This window comes from Roseovarius sp. (genome assembly GCF_965277045.1).
GTDB lineage: Bacteria > Pseudomonadota > Alphaproteobacteria > Rhodobacterales > Rhodobacteraceae > Roseovarius.
On record NZ_OZ255712.1, the window covers coordinates 2,528,156 to 2,545,850 of the forward strand.

Annotated in this window: 17 protein-coding genes; 2 read left to right on the top strand and 15 right to left on the bottom strand. The window is 64.4% G+C overall.

Annotation, left to right across the window (positions count from 1 at the left end; genetic code table 11):
• Window positions 1–131: 131 nt before the first annotated feature.
• Window positions 132–1,154, bottom strand: a complete 1,023-nt coding sequence (locus ACQY4V_RS12630; RefSeq protein WP_428512202.1) for a Fe(3+) ABC transporter substrate-binding protein — start codon at window positions 1,152–1,154, stop codon at window positions 132–134.
• Between the two features lie 198 nt (window positions 1,155–1,352).
• Here ACQY4V_RS12630 and ACQY4V_RS12635 point away from each other — a divergent pair, with 198 nt between their 5' ends.
• Complete coding sequence (locus ACQY4V_RS12635) at window positions 1,353–3,251, top strand: acyl-CoA synthetase (protein ID WP_428512204.1); 1,899 nt, start codon at window positions 1,353–1,355, stop codon at window positions 3,249–3,251.
• Between the two features lie 10 nt (window positions 3,252–3,261).
• Here ACQY4V_RS12635 and ACQY4V_RS12640 read toward each other — a convergent pair whose 3' ends face one another.
• From ACQY4V_RS12640 to ACQY4V_RS12680, 9 genes are read right to left on the bottom strand one after another with little or no spacing between them, the layout of a single operon-like run.
• The gene (locus ACQY4V_RS12640) at window positions 3,262–3,936 is read right to left on the bottom strand and encodes a nitroreductase (RefSeq protein ID WP_428512206.1); all 675 of its coding nucleotides are present in this window, start codon (window positions 3,934–3,936) and stop codon (window positions 3,262–3,264) included.
• The gene (locus tag ACQY4V_RS12645) at window positions 3,933–5,036 is read right to left on the bottom strand and encodes a TFIIB-type zinc finger domain-containing protein (RefSeq protein ID WP_428512208.1); all 1,104 of its coding nucleotides are present in this window, start codon (window positions 5,034–5,036) and stop codon (window positions 3,933–3,935) included. Before ACQY4V_RS12645 ends, ACQY4V_RS12640 begins: the two co-directional genes overlap by 4 nt.
• A 4-nt stretch (window positions 5,037–5,040) precedes the next feature.
• Window positions 5,041–5,484 (bottom strand): hypothetical protein, encoded by a 444-nt coding sequence (locus tag ACQY4V_RS12650; RefSeq protein WP_428512210.1) that lies wholly within the window; start codon window positions 5,482–5,484, stop codon window positions 5,041–5,043.
• The gene (locus ACQY4V_RS12655) at window positions 5,481–6,611 is read right to left on the bottom strand and encodes an SPFH domain-containing protein (RefSeq protein ID WP_428512212.1); all 1,131 of its coding nucleotides are present in this window, start codon (window positions 6,609–6,611) and stop codon (window positions 5,481–5,483) included. The genes ACQY4V_RS12650 and ACQY4V_RS12655 overlap by 4 nt, the downstream gene beginning before the upstream one ends.
• Before the next feature lie 25 nt (window positions 6,612–6,636).
• The gene (locus tag ACQY4V_RS12660; RefSeq protein ID WP_428512214.1) at window positions 6,637–7,317 is read right to left on the bottom strand and encodes a hypothetical protein; all 681 of its coding nucleotides are present in this window, start codon (window positions 7,315–7,317) and stop codon (window positions 6,637–6,639) included.
• 22 nt (window positions 7,318–7,339) lie between these two features.
• The gene (locus ACQY4V_RS12665) at window positions 7,340–8,290 is read right to left on the bottom strand and encodes a DUF2927 domain-containing protein (protein ID WP_428512216.1); all 951 of its coding nucleotides are present in this window, start codon (window positions 8,288–8,290) and stop codon (window positions 7,340–7,342) included.
• A gap of 12 nt (window positions 8,291–8,302) precedes the next feature.
• On the bottom strand, window positions 8,303–9,499 hold the full coding sequence (locus ACQY4V_RS12670) for a toxic anion resistance protein (RefSeq protein ID WP_428512218.1): 1,197 nt from the start codon (window positions 9,497–9,499) through the stop codon (window positions 8,303–8,305).
• 2 nt (window positions 9,500–9,501) lie between these two features.
• Window positions 9,502–10,419 carry a 5-bromo-4-chloroindolyl phosphate hydrolysis family protein gene (locus ACQY4V_RS12675; RefSeq protein WP_428512220.1) on the bottom strand — a complete coding sequence of 306 codons (918 nt, stop codon included), beginning with the start codon at window positions 10,417–10,419 and terminating at the stop codon, window positions 9,502–9,504.
• A gap of 5 nt (window positions 10,420–10,424) precedes the next feature.
• A complete protein-coding gene (locus ACQY4V_RS12680) occupies window positions 10,425–10,640 on the bottom strand; it encodes a hypothetical protein (protein WP_152493470.1) in 216 nt (71 codons plus the stop codon).
• A 177-nt stretch (window positions 10,641–10,817) separates the two neighbouring features.
• On the opposite strand from ACQY4V_RS12680, the gene ACQY4V_RS12685 reads away from it, so the two are divergent.
• Window positions 10,818–12,791 carry a sensor histidine kinase gene (locus ACQY4V_RS12685; protein ID WP_428512222.1) on the top strand — a complete coding sequence of 658 codons (1,974 nt, stop codon included), beginning with the start codon at window positions 10,818–10,820 and terminating at the stop codon, window positions 12,789–12,791.
• 17 nt (window positions 12,792–12,808) lie between these two features.
• Here the strand turns inward: ACQY4V_RS12685 and ACQY4V_RS12690 are convergent, their stop codons facing one another.
• The 5 genes from ACQY4V_RS12690 to fdh3B form a co-directional block, all read right to left on the bottom strand.
• Window positions 12,809–14,191 carry a sigma-54-dependent transcriptional regulator gene (locus tag ACQY4V_RS12690; protein ID WP_428512225.1) on the bottom strand — a complete coding sequence of 461 codons (1,383 nt, stop codon included), beginning with the start codon at window positions 14,189–14,191 and terminating at the stop codon, window positions 12,809–12,811.
• A 3-nt stretch (window positions 14,192–14,194) separates the two neighbouring features.
• Window positions 14,195–14,326: a hypothetical protein gene (locus ACQY4V_RS12695; RefSeq protein ID WP_428512227.1), complete on the bottom strand. Its 132-nt coding sequence runs from the start codon at window positions 14,324–14,326 to the stop codon at window positions 14,195–14,197.
• 28 nt (window positions 14,327–14,354) lie between these two features.
• Window positions 14,355–15,653 carry a c-type cytochrome gene (locus ACQY4V_RS12700; protein ID WP_428512229.1) on the bottom strand — a complete coding sequence of 433 codons (1,299 nt, stop codon included), beginning with the start codon at window positions 15,651–15,653 and terminating at the stop codon, window positions 14,355–14,357.
• The gene (locus ACQY4V_RS12705; RefSeq protein WP_428512231.1) at window positions 15,654–16,883 is read right to left on the bottom strand and encodes a formate dehydrogenase subunit gamma; all 1,230 of its coding nucleotides are present in this window, start codon (window positions 16,881–16,883) and stop codon (window positions 15,654–15,656) included. It abuts the gene before it with no gap.
• A gap of 212 nt (window positions 16,884–17,095) precedes the next feature.
• A complete protein-coding gene (fdh3B, locus tag ACQY4V_RS12710; RefSeq protein WP_103762212.1) occupies window positions 17,096–17,689 on the bottom strand; it encodes a formate dehydrogenase FDH3 subunit beta in 594 nt (197 codons plus the stop codon).
• Between the last annotated feature and the right edge of the window lie 6 nt (window positions 17,690–17,695).

The following is a 17,695-nucleotide window of genomic DNA, read 5'->3' on the forward strand; positions in this document are numbered from 1 at the left end:
AGGCAGCCACGCAAAAGGCTGACGCGCGGCTTCTAACCGAGCACACTTCGAAAACTCAGTGGATGTACATTCAAACGAAAAACGGCGCCCCCAATGGGGACGCCGCGTTCCATGCCTGCTCGAAAGTTGTCTCAGTCCCAGCCGACCGCATTGAACAGCTCTTGTGCCTTGGCAGCATTCCGGCTGAACGCCGCGGTGGGCGTGGTCTCGTCGGGCTTGAACTCGCCCAGCCGCTCGGTGGTCGCCGTGCCCGGCGCGTCCTCGACGGCGGGGTATTCGTGGTTGCCCGTCGCAAGGTTGGTCTGGGCCGTGTCGCTGGTGAAGAACTCCATCAGCTTCATGGCGTTTTCCGGGTTCGGAGCGGTCTTCAGCATCGCCGCCGTCGACAGGTTCACGTGGGTGCCACGGTCGTCCTGGTTCGGCCAGACCCAGCCGATTTTCTCTATATCGTCGCTCAGGCCCTCGACGTCGGATTCAAACCCGCGCACGAAGTAATAGTGGTTGCCCACCGCCACTTCGCACTCGCCCGACACGATGCCGCGCAGCTGGTCGGTGTCGCCGCCTTGCGGGTCACGCGCCATGTTATTGACGATTCCCTGCGCCCATTCCTTGGCCGCTTCCTCGCCATGGGTCTCGATGATCGAAGCCATCAGCGACTGGTTGTAGATGTTCGAGGACGACCGGATGCAGATTTTGCCTTCCCACGCGGGATCGGCCAGCTCTTCGTAGGTCTGCGGCGGGTTTTCCAACTTTTCCTTGTCGTAAAAGATGATCCGCGCACGCTGTGCGATCCCGTACCACAGGTTGTCGGGATGCTCGAGGTGATCCGGAATGCGGTCCTCGATGGTCTGCGACTCGTAGGGCGCCAGGAGGTCCAGCTCCTCGGCCCGGGCCATGCGGCCCGCGTCCACGGTGATCAGCACGTCGGCGGGGCTGTTCTCGCCTTCCGCTTCCAGCCGCGCGATCAGCTCGTCGGCATCGGCCTCGATCCTGTTCACGGTGATGCCGGTTTCCTCGGTGAATGCTTCGTAGAGCGAGTCGTCGGTGTCGTAGTGACGCGAGGAATACACGTTCACCTCTTGCGCGACCGCGGGCATGGCAACGCCGGTCAGGGCCAGGGCGGCAACAAGGGAACGAGAGGTCAGATGAGCCATCAAGAAACAGCCTTTCTTTTTCCGAGTGAATTTGTAGGCTATTGATGAATTTTCTGACTGAAAGAGTCAAGAGACGTATTCGCCGGCGCGTGACCTCCGACAAAACGCAGCGTAAAACTTGCGTGGCCCGCAATTCGTGATCATGCTGCCGGGACGGGAGAAAAGGGCGCATCGAGACGCGCCGCGGGAGGAGACACCATGACATTTTCCACACGCCAGGACGTGATCGCTATCCAGCAAGAAATGCCGTGGGAGGCGCGCGATGTACCGAAAACGGTCTACCAAATGCTGGCCGACACCGCCGCGGCCTTCCCGGACCGTCCGGCCGTCAGTTACCAGCTTCTGTCAGACCCCACGGACAAGGCGCAGACGCTGACCTGGTCCGAGTTTCACGGGCGTGTCTGCCAGGCCGCCAACCTCTTTCGCAGCCTGAAGATCTCCGAGACAGACGTTATCGCCCTGGTCATGCCCAACTGCCTGGAAACCGCCATCGCCACGATCGGCGCCATGGTCGCGGGCATCGCCAACCCGATCAATCCTTTGCTGGAGCCCGAACAGATCGGCGCCATCCTGCGCGAAACCGACGCCCGCGTGGTGGTGACCCTCCGGTCCTTTCCGAAAACCGACGTGGCCCAGAAAATGGCCGAGGCCGTGCGCAACGCGCCGCACGTGCATACGGTGCTCGAGGTCGACCTTGTCAGCTACCTGACGCCGCCCAAAAGCTGGATCGTCCCGCTCATTCGCCCCAAGAATCCCGACAACCACCACGCCGACGTCAAGAATTTCAACGCCGAGGCGCGCAAGCAGCCCAAGACCCTGTCCTTCGAGGACAGCGCGACCGACCGCGTCGCCGCCTATTTCCACACCGGCGGCACCACCGGGATGCCCAAGGTTGCCCAGCACAAGTATTCCGGCATGGTCTATAACGGCTGGCTGGGTCACCGCCTGCTGTTTGACGAGCATGACAGCATCATGTGCCCGCTTCCCTTGTTCCACGTCTTCGCCTGCCACGTGATCCTGATGGCGATGATCAAGTCCGGCGCGCATGTGGTCTTCCCCACGCCTGCCGGCTATCGCGGAGACGGCGTGTTCGACAATTTCTGGAAGCTGCTGGAACGCTGGGGCACGACATTCGTCATCACTGTGCCTACCGCCACCGCCGCGCTGATGCAGCGCAAGGTGAACGCCGATATCTCCAAGGTGAAGAACGCCTTTTCCGGCTCGGCCCCCATGCCGCTGGAGTTGTTCAAGCGGTTCGAATCCGCCACGGGCATGACCGTGATCGAAGGCTACGGCCTGACCGAGGCGACCTGCCTTGTTTCCTGCAATCCGCCCACCGGCGAGAAGAAAGTCGGCAGCGTCGGCGTTCCCCTGCCCTACACCGACGTCAAGATCTACAAGACCGACGGCTCCGAATGCGGCCCCGACGAGGTGGGCGAGATCTGCATCGCCAATCCCGGCGTCTTTGCCGGCAACACCTATACCGAGGCCGTCAAGAACAAGGACCTCTATCATCACGAGGTCTTTCTGCGCACCGGCGATCTGGGCCGGATCGACGGCGACGGATACCTCTGGATCACCGGTCGCGCCAAGGACCTGATCATCCGTGGTGGCCACAACATCGACCCCGCCGATATCGAAGAGGCACTGATGGCGCATGCCGAGGTCGCTGGCGCCGGTGCTATCGGCCAGCCCGATGCGCATTCCGGCGAGCTTCCTTGTGCCTACGTCGAACTCGTCGACGGCGGCTCGGTGGACAGCGCCGCGCTGCTGGAGCATTGCAAGGTGCATGTCCACGAACGCGCCGCCATCCCAAAATATATCGAGGTGCTGGACGAGCTGCCCAAAACCGCCGTCGGCAAGGTGTTCAAGCCCGATCTGCGCAAGCGGGCGATCACGCGCGTCTACAACGCCGCGCTGGCCGAGGCTGGCCTCAATGCCGAGGTGACCGAGGTGATCGACGACAAGAAGCGCGGCCTTGTGGCCCGCCTGTCAAAAACCGGAGAAGCGGACGAGGCCGCGATTTCGCAATGCCTGGGCGAATTTACCCGCCCGTGGGAATGGGCCGACGCCAAGCCCAAGGCCGACGCCGCCTGAAGGTCCGGCCTCAGCCCTTGAAGGACAGGATCGCACCGACGTCTTCGCGCTCGGTGCGGTACTGGTTCACGGGGTGCGTTTCATCGGCGTAGCCGAAAGAAATTGCACAGAGGATCGCGTGGACCTCGGGCAGCCCGAACTGCCGCCGGATCACGTGCGGATAGGCCGCGACCGCCGCCTGCGCGATCGTGCCCAGTCCTTCGGCCGTCGCCGCCAGCATGAAGGCCGTCAGGAACCCGCCGGCATCCAGCGCGCCATAGGGCCCCAGAACCCGCGGGAAATGCAGGATGGCCACATGCGGCGCGTCGAACAGCTCGAAGTTCCGCATCGACTGCCGCGCCCGCGCCTCGCGGTCCTCTCGTGCGATGCCGACCGCATTGTAGAGCGCATAGCCACAGGTCCGCCGTCGCTCGCCCAGTTCCCCGGGATAGCTTTCGGGCCAGTCCATGTCCGGCCCCGGCTTGCCCCTCTGCACCTCGGTCAACAAGGCCTGCCGGAAGCTTTCCGTTTCTGCGCCTCGCGTCACCAGCACTTCCCAAGGCTGGGTGTTGTTCCAGCTTGCCGTGTGCCGCGCCGTGTCCACGATGCGCTCGATCACCGCGTCCTCCACCGGCTCGGGCCGAAAGGCGCGGCAGGAATAGCGCGCCTGCATCAGACGCTTCAGAGCCTCGCCATCCGCGCTCATTGGCTCATCGCCACGCCATAGCCCACGGCCGCCGCGACAATCACCCCGATCACCACGGCAATCGCGATCTTGATCGCGGAATAGGGCCGTTCGCCCTGCACCTTGCCGGTTCGGCCATTGACGACGAAGCGGTAAGTCTCGCCGCGGTACTTGTAGGCCGCCAGCCACACCGGCAGCAGGATATGCTTGAAGGTCACGTCGCTGACCGCCGTGTCGATGGAATGAATGCGCTGCCGGTCGCCCCCGATGTCGAACCGCACATCCCGCGCGATCCGGCCATCCATGATCTGGCGCGCCTGCACGAACCCGTCTTCCAGCGTCACCTGGTACCCCTCGGCCCGAAACCCGGCCAGGAACTCCGGGCTGTAGGGCTGCAACTCGCCCAGCTCCCACGGCTCCAGCGCGTCGGTGTAGCGTTTGGGAAGGGTTTTCGAGGCCAGCACCAGCACATCGTCGAAGAACCGCGCCACCCGGCCCCGCACCGGCGTCCAGCGGACCTTGGCCACCTGCACCTGCTCACGCTTGCCGTCGCGCATCACCGTCTTGGTCTCATAGTAAACCGTGCCGCGCTCGCCAGTGTAGCTGGACTTGGTGTCGGCGTCATAGGTCCAGTAGGGCACGTAGATGCCCTGCATCCTGCGCCCTTTGCGGGCATAGTCCTGCAACCCGTTGGGCGCGAACCAAAGCCGGCCCAGCCAGTCGGTCATCGCGCCCCGCGCGGCGGGTTCGTCCACCTTGAACGGCAAGACCCCGCGCGGCTTGAGATGCCGGTGAGTGCCGGTATCCGTCACCACCGGCGTGGCGCAGAACGGGCACTCTCTGGCGTGCACCGTCGCGTCGAATTCCACTTGCGCGGCGCAGTTGGGGCAGGTCACGACGCGGGTCTCCTCGATCTCCGACGCGTCCAATGTGCCCTTCACCGCCGCGCCGAAATCCAGTTCCTTCAAGGGCGCGGCCCAGGGGCCCGCCTGCTCCATTTCGGCCTCGTTGCCGCAATGGTCACAGATCAGCTTGCCCGCCTGGGGATCAAACCGGAAATCGGCGCCGCACTGGTCGCAGGGAAAACGGTGTTCTTGTTTGACGGTCGGGGAATCGAGCATGGGCCTAGAGGTACTTGTGCAATTTGGCCGGGATGATGCGGCGCAGCGCGCCGTCCCGCAAGGCCGTGTGGCGCCAAAGATGGAATATCGCATGAAACAGCGCCGCGGCCCCCAGCACCAGCAAAGCCGTTCGCGGCTCCGGTCCCGGCAAGGGCCGCGCCACCGCTCCGGCGGCCAATGCCACAACGGCCCAGCCCAGCAGCAGATACATGCCCCGACTAAGCCACGGATGCGCCTTGCGCAAGACGCCGTCCAGCGCAGGCCCCGGCCCCTTGTTCAGCAGGCCGAGGCAAAGCCACAGGAGGCATAGCGCCCCGCCCGAAACCACGAAGGCCCAACCCAAAACACCGAAAATCCGGTCATCGACCGACAAGAGCAGGTAGAGCAGCACGCCGGTTGTCCAATGCAGGACCTGCGTTATCAGCCGCCGTGCCTTGAACGCCCTCACGCCCCGGGCGGTGGCGGCGGCAGGATGGTGAAAAGCTGCGCCAGTTCCTGCACGTCACCGGCTTTCAGCCAGCCGTCCTGCCCCGCGGTCCAAACATGGCTGTCCCGCGTCAGCTTGCCGTCGCTTGCCATCCGGCCCAGCGCGGCCTTGGAGTAGGGTCCGTGGGTCTGGCCGTTCTCGGCGATGTGCCAGACATGCTCGACCGGGGGCGGGGGCGGCGCGGGCGCGGCAGCCGGTGACGGCTGATGCGCAGGTTGGCCCCAAGGCCCGCCCTGCCCGGCCATCTGGCCTGCCATTGCCATGCCCAGCCCAGCACCGATCCCGGCGCCCATGCCACCCCCGGCTCCGCCGGGGTTCTTGGCCGCCGCCGTCATCGCCTCGGCGGCCGAGTATTGCGTGAACTTGCCAAGATCGCCCGCCAGCCCCATCGACGTGCGCTTGTCCAGCGCCTCCTCGACGGCGGGCGGCAGCGAGATGTTTTCAATATAGAATTCCGGGATCGTCAGGCCGTACTCGGCCACCACGGCGGAAATCTCGGCGGCCACCAGCTTGCCCAGATCGGCGGTGTTGGCCGCCATGTCCAGCACCGGAATGCCGCTGCCCGCGATGATCCGGCTGAAGCTTTGCACGATGATGTTGCGGATCTGATAGCTGATCTCGTCCATCGTGAACTCGCCATCGGTGCCGACGATCTCGGTCAGGAACTTCGCCGGATCCGTCACCCGGGTGCTGTAGGTGCCGAACGCCCGGATGCGCGTCGGCCCGAATTCGGGATCGCGCAGCATGATCGGATTCTTCGTGCCCCATTTCAGGTCCGTGAACCGCGTCGTGTTGATGAAATAGATTTCGGACTTGAACGGGCTCTTGAACCCGTGGTCCCAGTGCTGAAGCGTCGTCATGATCGGCATGTTGTTGGTCTCGAGCATGTAAAGCCCGGGCGTGAACACGTCCGCCAGCTGCCCCTCGTGCACGAACACCGCCGCCTGCCCCTCGCGCACGGTCAGCTTGGCGCCGTACTTGATCTCGTGCCCGTGCCGTTCAAACCGCCAGACCATCGTATCGCGCGTGTCGTCCACCCAGTGGATGACGTCGATGAATTCACCTGAAAGAAAATCGAAAATGCCCATGTCTTTGTCCTGTGTGTTGCACGTGTCACCCCGGGATCAGGGTGTCGATGAACTTGCCGTCGCTCTCGCGACCCGCGATATCGACAAGGATACCGCTCACGTCTCCGCTGGCATCATAAAGCCAGACAGCGTCAAAGCCACCATCGGTTCCGGTGGTGACAAGATAGATTGCCGCATCGCTTTGGGGTATCTCTACCTTCCTTGTGAACATGTACGGCCCATCCAGAAGGAACGGCTGCAGGAAATCGAAACTGTCACCCTTGCCGGCGTTCCGCCAGCGCTCGCCAAGCGTCACCAGCGCCTTGCCGCCGTTCAGATCCCCAAATCCGATCACCGCAGCATCCGCGCCAAAGCCGACCCGCTCGCCCTTGCGCACCGGGGTTTTGCCCGAAAATTCAATCCACAGAATGCCATTCTGGGTCCCCGTGGACCCGTCGCCCTGCCAGATGAAATCATAGCTGTAGGTCCACAGCCGCGCGGTCGAGGCCGGTGCAGCGCGCGGGTCCCTGATGTGCGCGTCGTCACCATAGGTCGGATCACCGAAGAAGACCTTGCCTGATGGAAACTCGATGACGCCATGATCAGCCCATTGGCCCTGCCTTTCGCTGAGATCGGCGAGATAGGGCAACGCACCTTCCTCCGCGCCCGCTGCTCCGGCGGCCTGAGACAGGCCGAGAATCAACAAGAGACGCGGCAGGAGCTTCATGGGCTGTCCTCCCGAACGCGCTTCACGACGCACCCCGCTCGAACAGCCGCCGCAGGATCGGGCGCGCCTCTTCCAGTCCCATGCCGGGAGTCAGCGCGGGATTGTACAGCGCCTCCAGCAGCATCTCGTCATGGGTGGTCAGCAGCGCGAACTCCTCGTCATCGTTGAAGATCGACGGCCGCGCCCGAGGGCTGTCATTGGTCAGGCCCAGACCTTGGGCGATTTCCTCGTGGATGCAGGCCAGCCGTTGCAGGTCGGTCAATTCCGTCCGGATATAGGCCAGGGCCACGCCCAGGTCGTTTTCGCTCCGGATGCCTGCCGAGATCACGAAACACTGGGTCGAACGCGGCAGGTTCGTGACGATCGCCAGGTTGGACTTGGCGATCGCAGGGATCACTTCCAGCGCCCGCGCGCGCGATTGCGCGGCATCCTCGTTGCTCATGAACATCACGACGAAATTGGGCGAGGCGTCGCTGACCGAGATCGGGTGTCCGGTGATCCGCGCCAGGCGATTGGCATAGGCCGCCACCCGCGCGCGTTCGGTCGACTTGATCGCGTCCGGCACGTTGCGCCCGAACTCGACGCCGATGCGCACGGGCCCGGTCCATTTCTTGATTGCCACGGGGCCGCTTTCAGACGGCAGCAGGCCCTTGTCGCGCTGATACTCCTCGAAAAAACCGATCCGGATGAAATTGCGCAGAAGGTCGGTATCGGTGAAAGGCGTGTCCACGCCGCCGCCGTCGCGCCGCATCAGGCCCTGGGCCACAAGGTCGTTTTCCACCCGCGTGTAATACCGAGCGAGGTTCTGGCTGGCCTCGGAAGGGCCGTCCGGCAGCGGCGCACGCACCATCGCGTTCGGGCGCGCCTGCGGCTTGGTGGGCGGCGTCTCGGGCTCGACCGCGTCGCAGCCGACCAGCGCGAACGCACCGGCCAGCATCGCCGCGCCGAATTTGAACGGTCGGAGGTAACGCACGTTTCTACTCACTCACCCCGGAACGGAACCGCCGGCGTTCTCACCGACACTGTCACGGCGCGACTTGGCGGCGGCCAGCGTATCGCGCAGCTCCTTTTCCATGCTTTGCAGGTCTTCCTCGGCCTTGGCGCGGCGCGCCTTGCCCTCGTCGGCGATCTGCAGGCTTTCCTCGATCGTGCCGATCAGGTTCGCGTTGGCCTGCTTGACCGCCTCGATGTCGAAGACGCCGCGCTCCATCTCTTCGCGGATCGTCTTGTTGGCATCGCGCAGGTTCTTGGCGTTCGCGGTCAACAGCTCGTTCGTCAGGTCGTTGGCCTCGTGAACGGCCGCCGCGGCCTCGGCGCTGCGCTGGATGGTGACTGCCTGCGCCAATTGCGTTTCCCACAGCGGCACGGTGTTGACCAGGGTGCTGTTGATCTTGGTCACAAGGCTCTTGTCATTCTCCTGCACCAGCCGGATCGACGGCAGCGACTGCATCGTCACCTGCCGCGTCAGCTTCAGGTCGTGCACCCGGCGTTCCAGGTCGTCGCGCGCGGCGCGCAGGTCGCGCAGTTCCTGCGCCTTCATCACCTGGTCATCCTCCGGCGCGGCGTCGACCTCGGCTTCCTTGGCCGGGATGTCCTTTTCGTCGAGTTCTTTCAGCTTTTCCTCGCCGGCCGCGATGTAAAGCGCCAGTTCGTCATAAAACTGCAGAGTCTTCTCATAAAGCAGGTCCAGCGACTTGATGTCCTTCAGCAGCACATGTTCATGCTTCAGCAGGTCATCGGTGATCTTGTCGATCTGGCCCTGCACATCCTCAAAACGCGCGGTGAACTTGGCAAAGGGCGCGGCCCGGCCGATCAGCTTCTCCCACCAGGACCGTTCGCGCCGCACGTCCAGTTCGCTGACCGAAAAGCCGCGAATGGTCGTCACGATACCGCGCAGGCTGTCGCCGGCCGGGCCCACATCCTTGTTACGCACGCCCTGCAGCATGGATTGAGAAATCTCCTGCAGTTCCGCCTGCGCGGCCGAGCCGAACGAGACGATCGAATTCGTGTCGCTCATGTCGATCTCGTTCATCCGCTGCCGGATCTCGTTGCCGAGGGCCGGCTCGGCGTCTGCCAGCGGCACCACCGCTCCGGCCTCTTTCGGCTCGGGCAGGACCACGCGGTTCACCTCTTCCACCTCGGCCAAAGCGGCTTCGGCTTTCGTGCGTACGTCTTCTGACATCGTCAATGTCCTTCCTCAAATTCTCGGGTGTTGCCTAAACGGATGCCCTCGCGCGCCAGGCGATCGCGCAGGACTTCGATCTCGACTTCCAAGTCGCTATTGTCGTCGGCCAGCAGGGTCTTGGTCTTCGCCTCGAAATTCGTCTCCAGGTCGCCCAGCAGATCCAGGTAATCCGCGCGCGCCTTCTCATCCCGCGACCGCGCGTAGATATCGGCGAACTTCACCGTCGCGTCCCTCGCCCCCATCAGGTAGACGCCAAGGTATTTCCTTGTCGCCGTCAGGTCGCGCGGGTCGTTTTCCACCGTACGCAGCATGTTGCGCACGCTTGCCTGGAACCGCTCCAGCCTGGCCTCGGCCTTGCGGTCGCCGGCCCGCGTTATGGCATCCGACATGGCCCGCAGATAGGTTTCGGCCTGGTCGACGACACGGGCGACGCGATCAGTCTGCATCTTGTCGATACCTTCGATGCCCTTGTCGCGCATCGGGTCCAACCCGAAGGAAAAGACGTGAAGCCCCGTGGTCACCGCACCGAAGATCACCGGCGCCACGAGCCCCGGCTCGACCTTGTAGGCCGCCACGGCGATCCCCAGCCCCGCCAGAACCGACGAAAAGAGCTTGCGCGGAATGCCCGGACTCCGCGCTACCTTTCGCGTGTTGTACGCGGCCTCCGCCTTCAGCCCGTCGCGCAGCAACCAGGCGGACAGGGCAAGGATCCCAGCAGATGCCACGCCCAGCGCCAGGCCGGTCGCACCCGAGGTGATCGACGTGAACAGCACCAGAACCGCGGGTAGAAACATCAGGTTGGCGCGCGCGCCCGCAGGCTCCACCGTGGCGCCGCGGTAGGAGGAGGTATCGCCAGAGCCGGTTACCCTCTCGGCGCCGCCATCCGGGCTGTATTTTCCGCCAAACTTGCGTGCCATGCCGGTCACAATCCCCCGATCAGGCCGCTGGTGACGCCCATCATCAATATGAACAAGGCCGCATAGGCGATTTTCTGCACGTTCGTTCCCCTTGTCGTTATGGCGATGTCCCGCCCGACGGACCCTGCGTCTCGCGCGGCGCGTGCCATCGCCGCCATCGCCACCGCGGCCAACGCAACAATCGCAAGCGTTACCAACAACAGCATGAAAAGGCGCGCCATGCCGTACCATCTCCCGCGTTTGGCCTATCAACACTCCCGGGAAACTTAGGTTAACGGTACTGGGGTTGCTAGGGGAAACATTACGCAACCTCCCCCTGCGCGGCGGTGCCGCCGGAATGGACGCCTTGCGCGCCATCGCCTAAGCTTCTCCCGCAAAGGGAAAGGCCCTGCCTCGCGATGATTTCGGTTCGTCTACGCCTGCTGATCCTGGCATTGCTGCCGCTGGTGGTTCTGCTGCCGCTGCTGCTGTGGCTGGCGGTCAGCCGCTGGGCCGCGAACTACGACAACCTGTTGATCGCCAACGTCGAAAGCGACCTGCGGATCGCCGAACAATACCTGGACCAGATCCTCACCACCACCGGCGGCAGCGTCGCCGCGCTGGCGCGCTCCACAAGGTTTCGCGACGCCACCAGCCGCTCCGAGGACCAGATGCAAAGCTTTCTCGACACCGAGCGTAAGGCGCTTGGCCTGGATTTCCTCTATTTCCTGCCGATGTCCGAGGCGGACGAGGCCGCGCGGGACTGGCCGGTAATCGCCGCGGCCACGCGCGGCGACAGCGCAACCGAGATCGACATCTTTTCCAGCACCGATCTTTTCGCCATAGATCCCACGCTCGAGGACCGCGCCCGCCTGCCGCTCATCGAAACCGAGGCAGCAGTCCCGACCGACCGGATGATCGAAGATCGCGGCATGGTCGTGCATACGGCCACAGATGTCCCCGCCCCCGGGCGCGCGGGGGTCCTGGTCGGGGGCATCCTGCTCAACCGCAATCTGGATTTCATCGACACGATCAATGCGCTGGTCTACCAGGCCGAAAGCGGCGCCAAGGCCGACAGGCAAGGCACCGCGACGCTGTTTCTTGAAGACGTGCGCGTTTCCACCAATGTCCGGCTGTTCGAGGGCGAGCGGGCGCTGGGCACACGCGTCTCGGCCGTCGTGCGCAATCGCGTGCTGGGCGAAGGGCGCACCTGGCTCGACCGGGCCTTCGTCGTCAACGACTGGTACATCTCGGGCTACCTGCCGCTGACCGACAGTTTCGGCACCCGCGTCGGAATGCTCTATGTCGGGTTCCTCGAAGCGCCCTTCGTGGCCGCCAAACGCAGCGCCTACATCCTTGTCTTTACGGCATTCGGCGGCATTCTGCTGCTGACCATACCGCTTTTTCTCCGGATGGCGGGCGGAATCTTTTCTCCGTTGGAACGCATGAACGACACGATCAAGCAGGTCGAGAACGGCCAGTTGGACGCCCGCATCGGCGCCGTCGACAACCGCGACGAAATCGGCCAGGTGGCGGCGCATCTGGACGAGTTGCTGGACCAGGTCCAGGCCCGCGACCGTGCCCTGCGCTCATGGGCGGACGAGCTGAACACCCGCGTCGAGGATCGGACCTCGGAACTGCGCCAAGCCAACGCGAAGCTGGAAAGCACCTACCAACAGCTGGTGATGAGCGAGAAACTGGCCTCGATCGGTGAAATCACCGCCGGAGTGGCCCATGAAATCAACAACCCTGTCGCGGTCATCCAGGGCAATCTTGACGTGATCCGCGAAACCCTGGGCGAGGCCGCCACCCCACTGATGACCGAACTCAACCTGATCGACCGGCAGATCGGCCGCATTAACGCCATCGTCGGCAAGCTGCTGCAATTTGCGCGCCCCAGCGAGTTCAATGCCTTTTCAGAGCATGTCGACGTTGCCACCGTCCTTGACGACTGCTTGGTACTGGTGGACCACGTGATCACCCGCGCCGAGGTGACGGTGACGACCGACCGCGCGCCGGAAACTCCGGCAGTCCAAATCAATCCCGGAGAGTTGCAGCAGGTGATCATCAATCTTGTCGTCAACGCGGTCCAAGCGATGAACAGCGCGGGCGAACTTTCGATCTCGGTGCACCCCGCCGAGCGCGACGGGCAGACCGGCACCGCGCTGGTTGTCGCCGACACCGGCCCCGGCATCGCCCGCGAAAGGCTCAATACGGTGTTCGACCCATTCTACACGACCAAGCCCGGTGAAGGCACCGGGCTGGGTCTTTCGGTCAGCCAGACCCTGATCCGGCAGGCCGGTGGCATCATCACCGTGCGCAACCGGGCAGAAGGCGGGGCGGAGTTCACGGTCTGGCTACCCGAGAACAGTGACCAGCTCTCCGCCGCCTGAACACGGCACCGGGTCGTTCAGAGGCCCCAGGCCGCGCATTTGCGGTCGACGGTCTTTCGACTGACGCCAAGGCGCCGCGCGGCCTCGGCCCGGTTGCCGTCGCAGGCGTCCAACACGCTCATGATGTGGCGCTGCTCCACCAGTTCCAGGGTTTCGATCGCCTCCTGCCCGGTCACGGCGCCCTGCCCCTCGAATTCGTCCGGCAGCTGGCCCAGGATCACCGAGCGTTCGATCAGGTTGCGCAACTCGCGCACGTTGCCGGGCCAGTCATAACGGCTCAGCTTCAGCAGCACTTCCTCGTTGAGGTCAAGCGCAGGCAAGGCCAGCGCGCGGGAAAATTCGCTCATGAACAGCGCCGCAAGCTCGACGATATCCTCGCTTCGGTCGGCCAGGGGCGGCATTTCCACGTTCACCACGTTGATCCGGTGATACAGGTCGGCGCGGAAGCGTCCCGCCGCCACCTCGGCCCGAAGATCGGCATTGGTGGCAAAGAAGAACCGCAGGTTCAGCGGGATCTCGCGCTCTGCTCCCAGGGGCCGGATCTTGCGGTCTTCCAGCACCCGTAACAGGCCCGCCTGCACCTGTTCGGGCAATTGCGCCACCTCGTCGAGGAACAGCGTGCCGCCGTCCGCGTGCAGGAACAGGCCGTCCCGTGTACGGTCGCCCCCTTCCACGAGGCCGAACAATTCTTCGGCGATGTGATCAGGCGAGACGGCGGCACAGTTCACCGCGACGAAAGGTTTCTCGGCGCGGTCGGACATGCCGTGCAACGTGCGCGCGGCGATCTCCTTGCCGGTGCCGCTGGCCCCGGTGAACAACACCGAAGTCGGCGTCGTCGCCAGTTTCGCCAGCACGTCACGCACCTTCTGGATGGCCGGCGAGTTTCCCAGCAAACGCCCCCGCGCCGCCTGCCCGCCTTCACTCAGTTCATGTTTCAGCAGAAAATTCTCGCGCCGCAGATACTTGCGGTCCAGCGCGCGGGCCACCGCGTTCAGGATCTGGTTGGCGCGAAACGGCTTCAGCACGAAATCCGCCACCCCCGTGCGCAGCGCACGGATGGCGGTGTCCAGGTCGGCATAGGCCGTGATCATGATCGTGTCTGCGAAAAGCCCGACGCGCCGCTGATCGGCCAGCCAGTCCAGCCCGGTCTTGCCCGGCATCACGTTGTCCAGGATCACCAGGTCGAAATGCGCGAGATCGAGAATCTCGGCCGCCTGCTCGGCCGAGCGCGCCTGCTCGACCCGCTTCACGCGCGGCTCCAGGATCTTGATCAGGAAGTTGCGCATCCCCGGCTCGTCGTCGATGACCAGCACCGAGGCGAATTGCAGGTGCTCGCCATAGTCGTACCGGCCCTTTTCGGCCGGAGTACCGGGCAAGGGCGCGGCGGCGGGTCTTGTCATGCCTCAGCTGTCCCCCAGCCGCACCGACTCCCCGGAATTGCGCTCGCCGGCGGAAAAGCCCACCTCGTGCAGCCCGTACCACGCGACAACGGCGATGATGGCCGTGGCGGCAAACGCGGAAAGCATGGCTTTCATGTCTCGGTTCTCCCTTTCAAAGCGCGCCTCAAGGCTCCGTGGCCTCGCGCAGGTAGTCGATCAGATCCTGCCGGTCCTGCCCGGCGGTGATGCGCTGCATCGGCATCTTCGAGCCCGGAATATAGTGGTCCGGACCGATATCGAAAAGCGCATCTATGGTCTCTTCGGTCCAGACGATATCGGACCCGTCCAGGATTTCCGAATAGGGATAGCCCGGCACTACCCCCGCCTTGCGCCCGAAAAGCCCGTGCAAGGATGGGCCCGCCTTGCGGGACGGCGGCGGCGTCAGCGCGTGACAGATCGAACATTTGCGCATGAACTGCCGCTCGCCGTTGGGCATCGCCTCGGGGTCGCGCAGGAATGTGCGCTGGTCGCTGCCCGCCGGATCGAACGCATCCAGATCCGCCACGGGCCAACCGAATGCCACGTCCTCGATCCCGCCGGCATAGATCATCGTGCCATCCGGCGAGAACTCCAGCGCCCAGACCGGCCCCTGCCGCATGGCGCGGAAATCCTTGACGATCTGCCAGGTTTCGGTGTCGATCATCATGATGAACCCGTGCCCGTCGCCCACCGCCAACTGCCCGCTGGCCGCGTGATAGGCCATCGACAGGATCGGCCGCCGGTCCAGCGAGAAATCCCGGATCGTCTCGCCCGACATAGGGTCCACCACCCGCGTCACGCCATCCACCGCGCCATAGGCAAGCCACTGGTCGTCCGGGTCGAGGATCAGGCGGTTCACGCCGAACCCCGCGTTCACCACGACACGCGGCGCGCCGTCCGGCTCCGCCACCTGCCACATGCGGATCGTCCCGTCGGCGGAGGCGGAATAAAGCCGCGCGCCATCCGAACTGAACGCCACATCGCTGACCGACGCGTTGTGCGCCTTGAGGAACCGTGCCGCGCCGCCGTCGCGGGGCCAGAGGCCAATCGAGCCGTCCCAGCTGGCCGTCGCCAGCGTCGCGCCATCCGGCGATAACGCGATTTCCGCGACCTTGCCCTGGTGGCCTTCCAGCCGTGTCGGTGTGCCGTCCGGCAGGGACCACAGGATCACGTCGAAATCGTCACTGCCCGACGCCGCCGTCTGCCCGTTCAGGAACCGGACGGTGATGACTGCCGCGTCATGTCCTTCCAGCCAGCGCGGCTCGCGGCCCTCCCACAGCCCGACGGAATTGTCGAAGCTGGCCGTGGCGACCTGGCCCGTTTCCGGGTTCACGTCGATCCCCATGACCGGCCCGCCATGACCTTTCAGCGTGGTGAATTCCTGCGCGGCCACCGGCGCACCGGCGGCCAGCAGGCCCGCGCATACCAGCAGCAGGGCACGCATCTATTCGGCGGGCGTCGTCGCGGTGTTGGCCGGTTTCGGCTCGCCCTCGCGCTTTTTCACCTCGTCCAGCCACAGGCTGTGGTGCTCGCGCGCCCACTGTTCCTCGACCTGGCCCGACCCCATCGCGTCATAGGCGCCTTCCATCCCGACCGAGCCGATGTAGATATGCGCGATCACGATGGCCATCAGAACGAAGCTGACAATGGCGTGCCACAGTTGCGCGTATTGCATCTCTTCATGCGGCGCCAACTGTTCCGGCAGCGCGCCGAAGCCCAGCAGTTGCGGCACCCCCATGTCGTTCAGGATGACAAATGTCTTGGCGAACATCGGCAACTCGAACGGGAACAGAAGCGACAGGCCAGAGGCCGAGATCGACGCGCCCAGGATCATCACCGACCAGAAGATCATCTTCTGTCCCGCGTTGAACTTCTTGGCCGGCGGGTGCACGCCTTTCTTGAACAGGCCACCGCCCACGGCGATCCATTTCAGGTCGGTCTTGTTCGGAATGTTGTGCGCCACCCAGAAGATGAACGCCAGGATCAGGCCCAGCATGAAGGCCCAGCTGACGTTGTTGTGGATCCATTTCGAGGCCACGGCCGCCGTCGCGAACGCTTCGTGCCCAAAGGTCGGGATGATGAACTTGCGCCCCATCAGGACCAGCAGCCCGGTGAGACCCAGCAGAACGAAAGACCCGGCCATCAGCCAATGCGCGAACCGCTCGATGAACTTGAAGCGGGTCACGGTGCGGCCCGTCTTTTCCCCGTCGATGCGGATGCGGCCCCGGATCAGGAAGAACAGCGCCAAGAACGCGATCGTGCCCAAGAGCAGCCAGCCGCCATACTTGATCAGCGGCCCCTGCCGAAAATTCAGCCACCACATGCCGTTGTCCTGGATCAGGACCCGCGCCGGCGCACCGCCCGAAGACACGGTCACGTCGGCGGTGCCATAGCGCAGCGCGCTCCAGACGTCGGCATCCGATGACCCGCCCAGTGCTCCAAGCTGTCCCACCATGGCGCCTGCGCTATCGGGGTCTTCGCCCGCACGCGCACGGTCCGGCACCTCCTCGCCGCGCTGCCGGGCCAGGATATCCTCTAGCGTCTGCGCGCCGCCCGTGGCCGAACGGTCCGCCTGCGGGGCCTCGGTCGCGCCTTCGGTCGCTTCCTGTGCCTGCACGCCCGGCGCGGCCAGCATCGTCAAGCTCAGAAGACAAATCAGAAACAGCCTGTGCATGTCTTTTCCTTTCTACCCTGCCCGGCTTCGCGGGCCTCACCTTGTCGCGGTGCAATTGGAATATTCTGGGAAACGGACTTTGCGGCGTGCCGTCACGTGGTCGAAAGTGCGTTTCTCAAGATACTCTCGGCGCCCCGTCTGCCGGGACGGGATGAAAGAGGCGGGACGCGCCCGCCTCTTTCGTTTGGTCTCAGGGTGACGTCGAAAGGCGATCAGCCGCCCTTCTGGTCATAGGCCGTGCCCCAGCCCCAAGCGCCCGAGCCGAAGCCACGGGAGACGACACGCTCGCGATAGATATTCGCGACCACGTCCCCGTCGCCGGCCAGCAGCGCCTTGGTCGAACACATCTCGGCGCAGATCGGCAACTTGCCTTCCGCGATCCGGTTGCGCCCGTACTTGTTGAACTCGGCCTGGCTGTTGTTCTCTTCGGGGCCGCCGGCGCAGAAGGTACACTTGTCCATCTTGCCACGGGATCCGAAGTTGCCCGCCTGCGGGAATTGCGGGGCGCCGAACGGGCACGCGTAGAAGCAATAACCGCAACCGATACACAGGTCCTTGGAGTGCAGGACGACGCCTTCCTCGCTCTGGTAGAAACAGTCTACCGGACAGACCGCCATGCACGGCGCATCGGAACAATGCATGCAGGCCACCGAGATCGAGCGTTCGCCGGGGTTGCCATCCTCGATGGTCACCACGCGGCGACGGTTGATGCCCCACGGCACCTCATGCTCGTTCTTACACGCGGTCACGCAGGCGTTGCACTCGATGCAGCGTTCGGCGTCACACAGGAATTTAGCTCTAGCCATTCCATC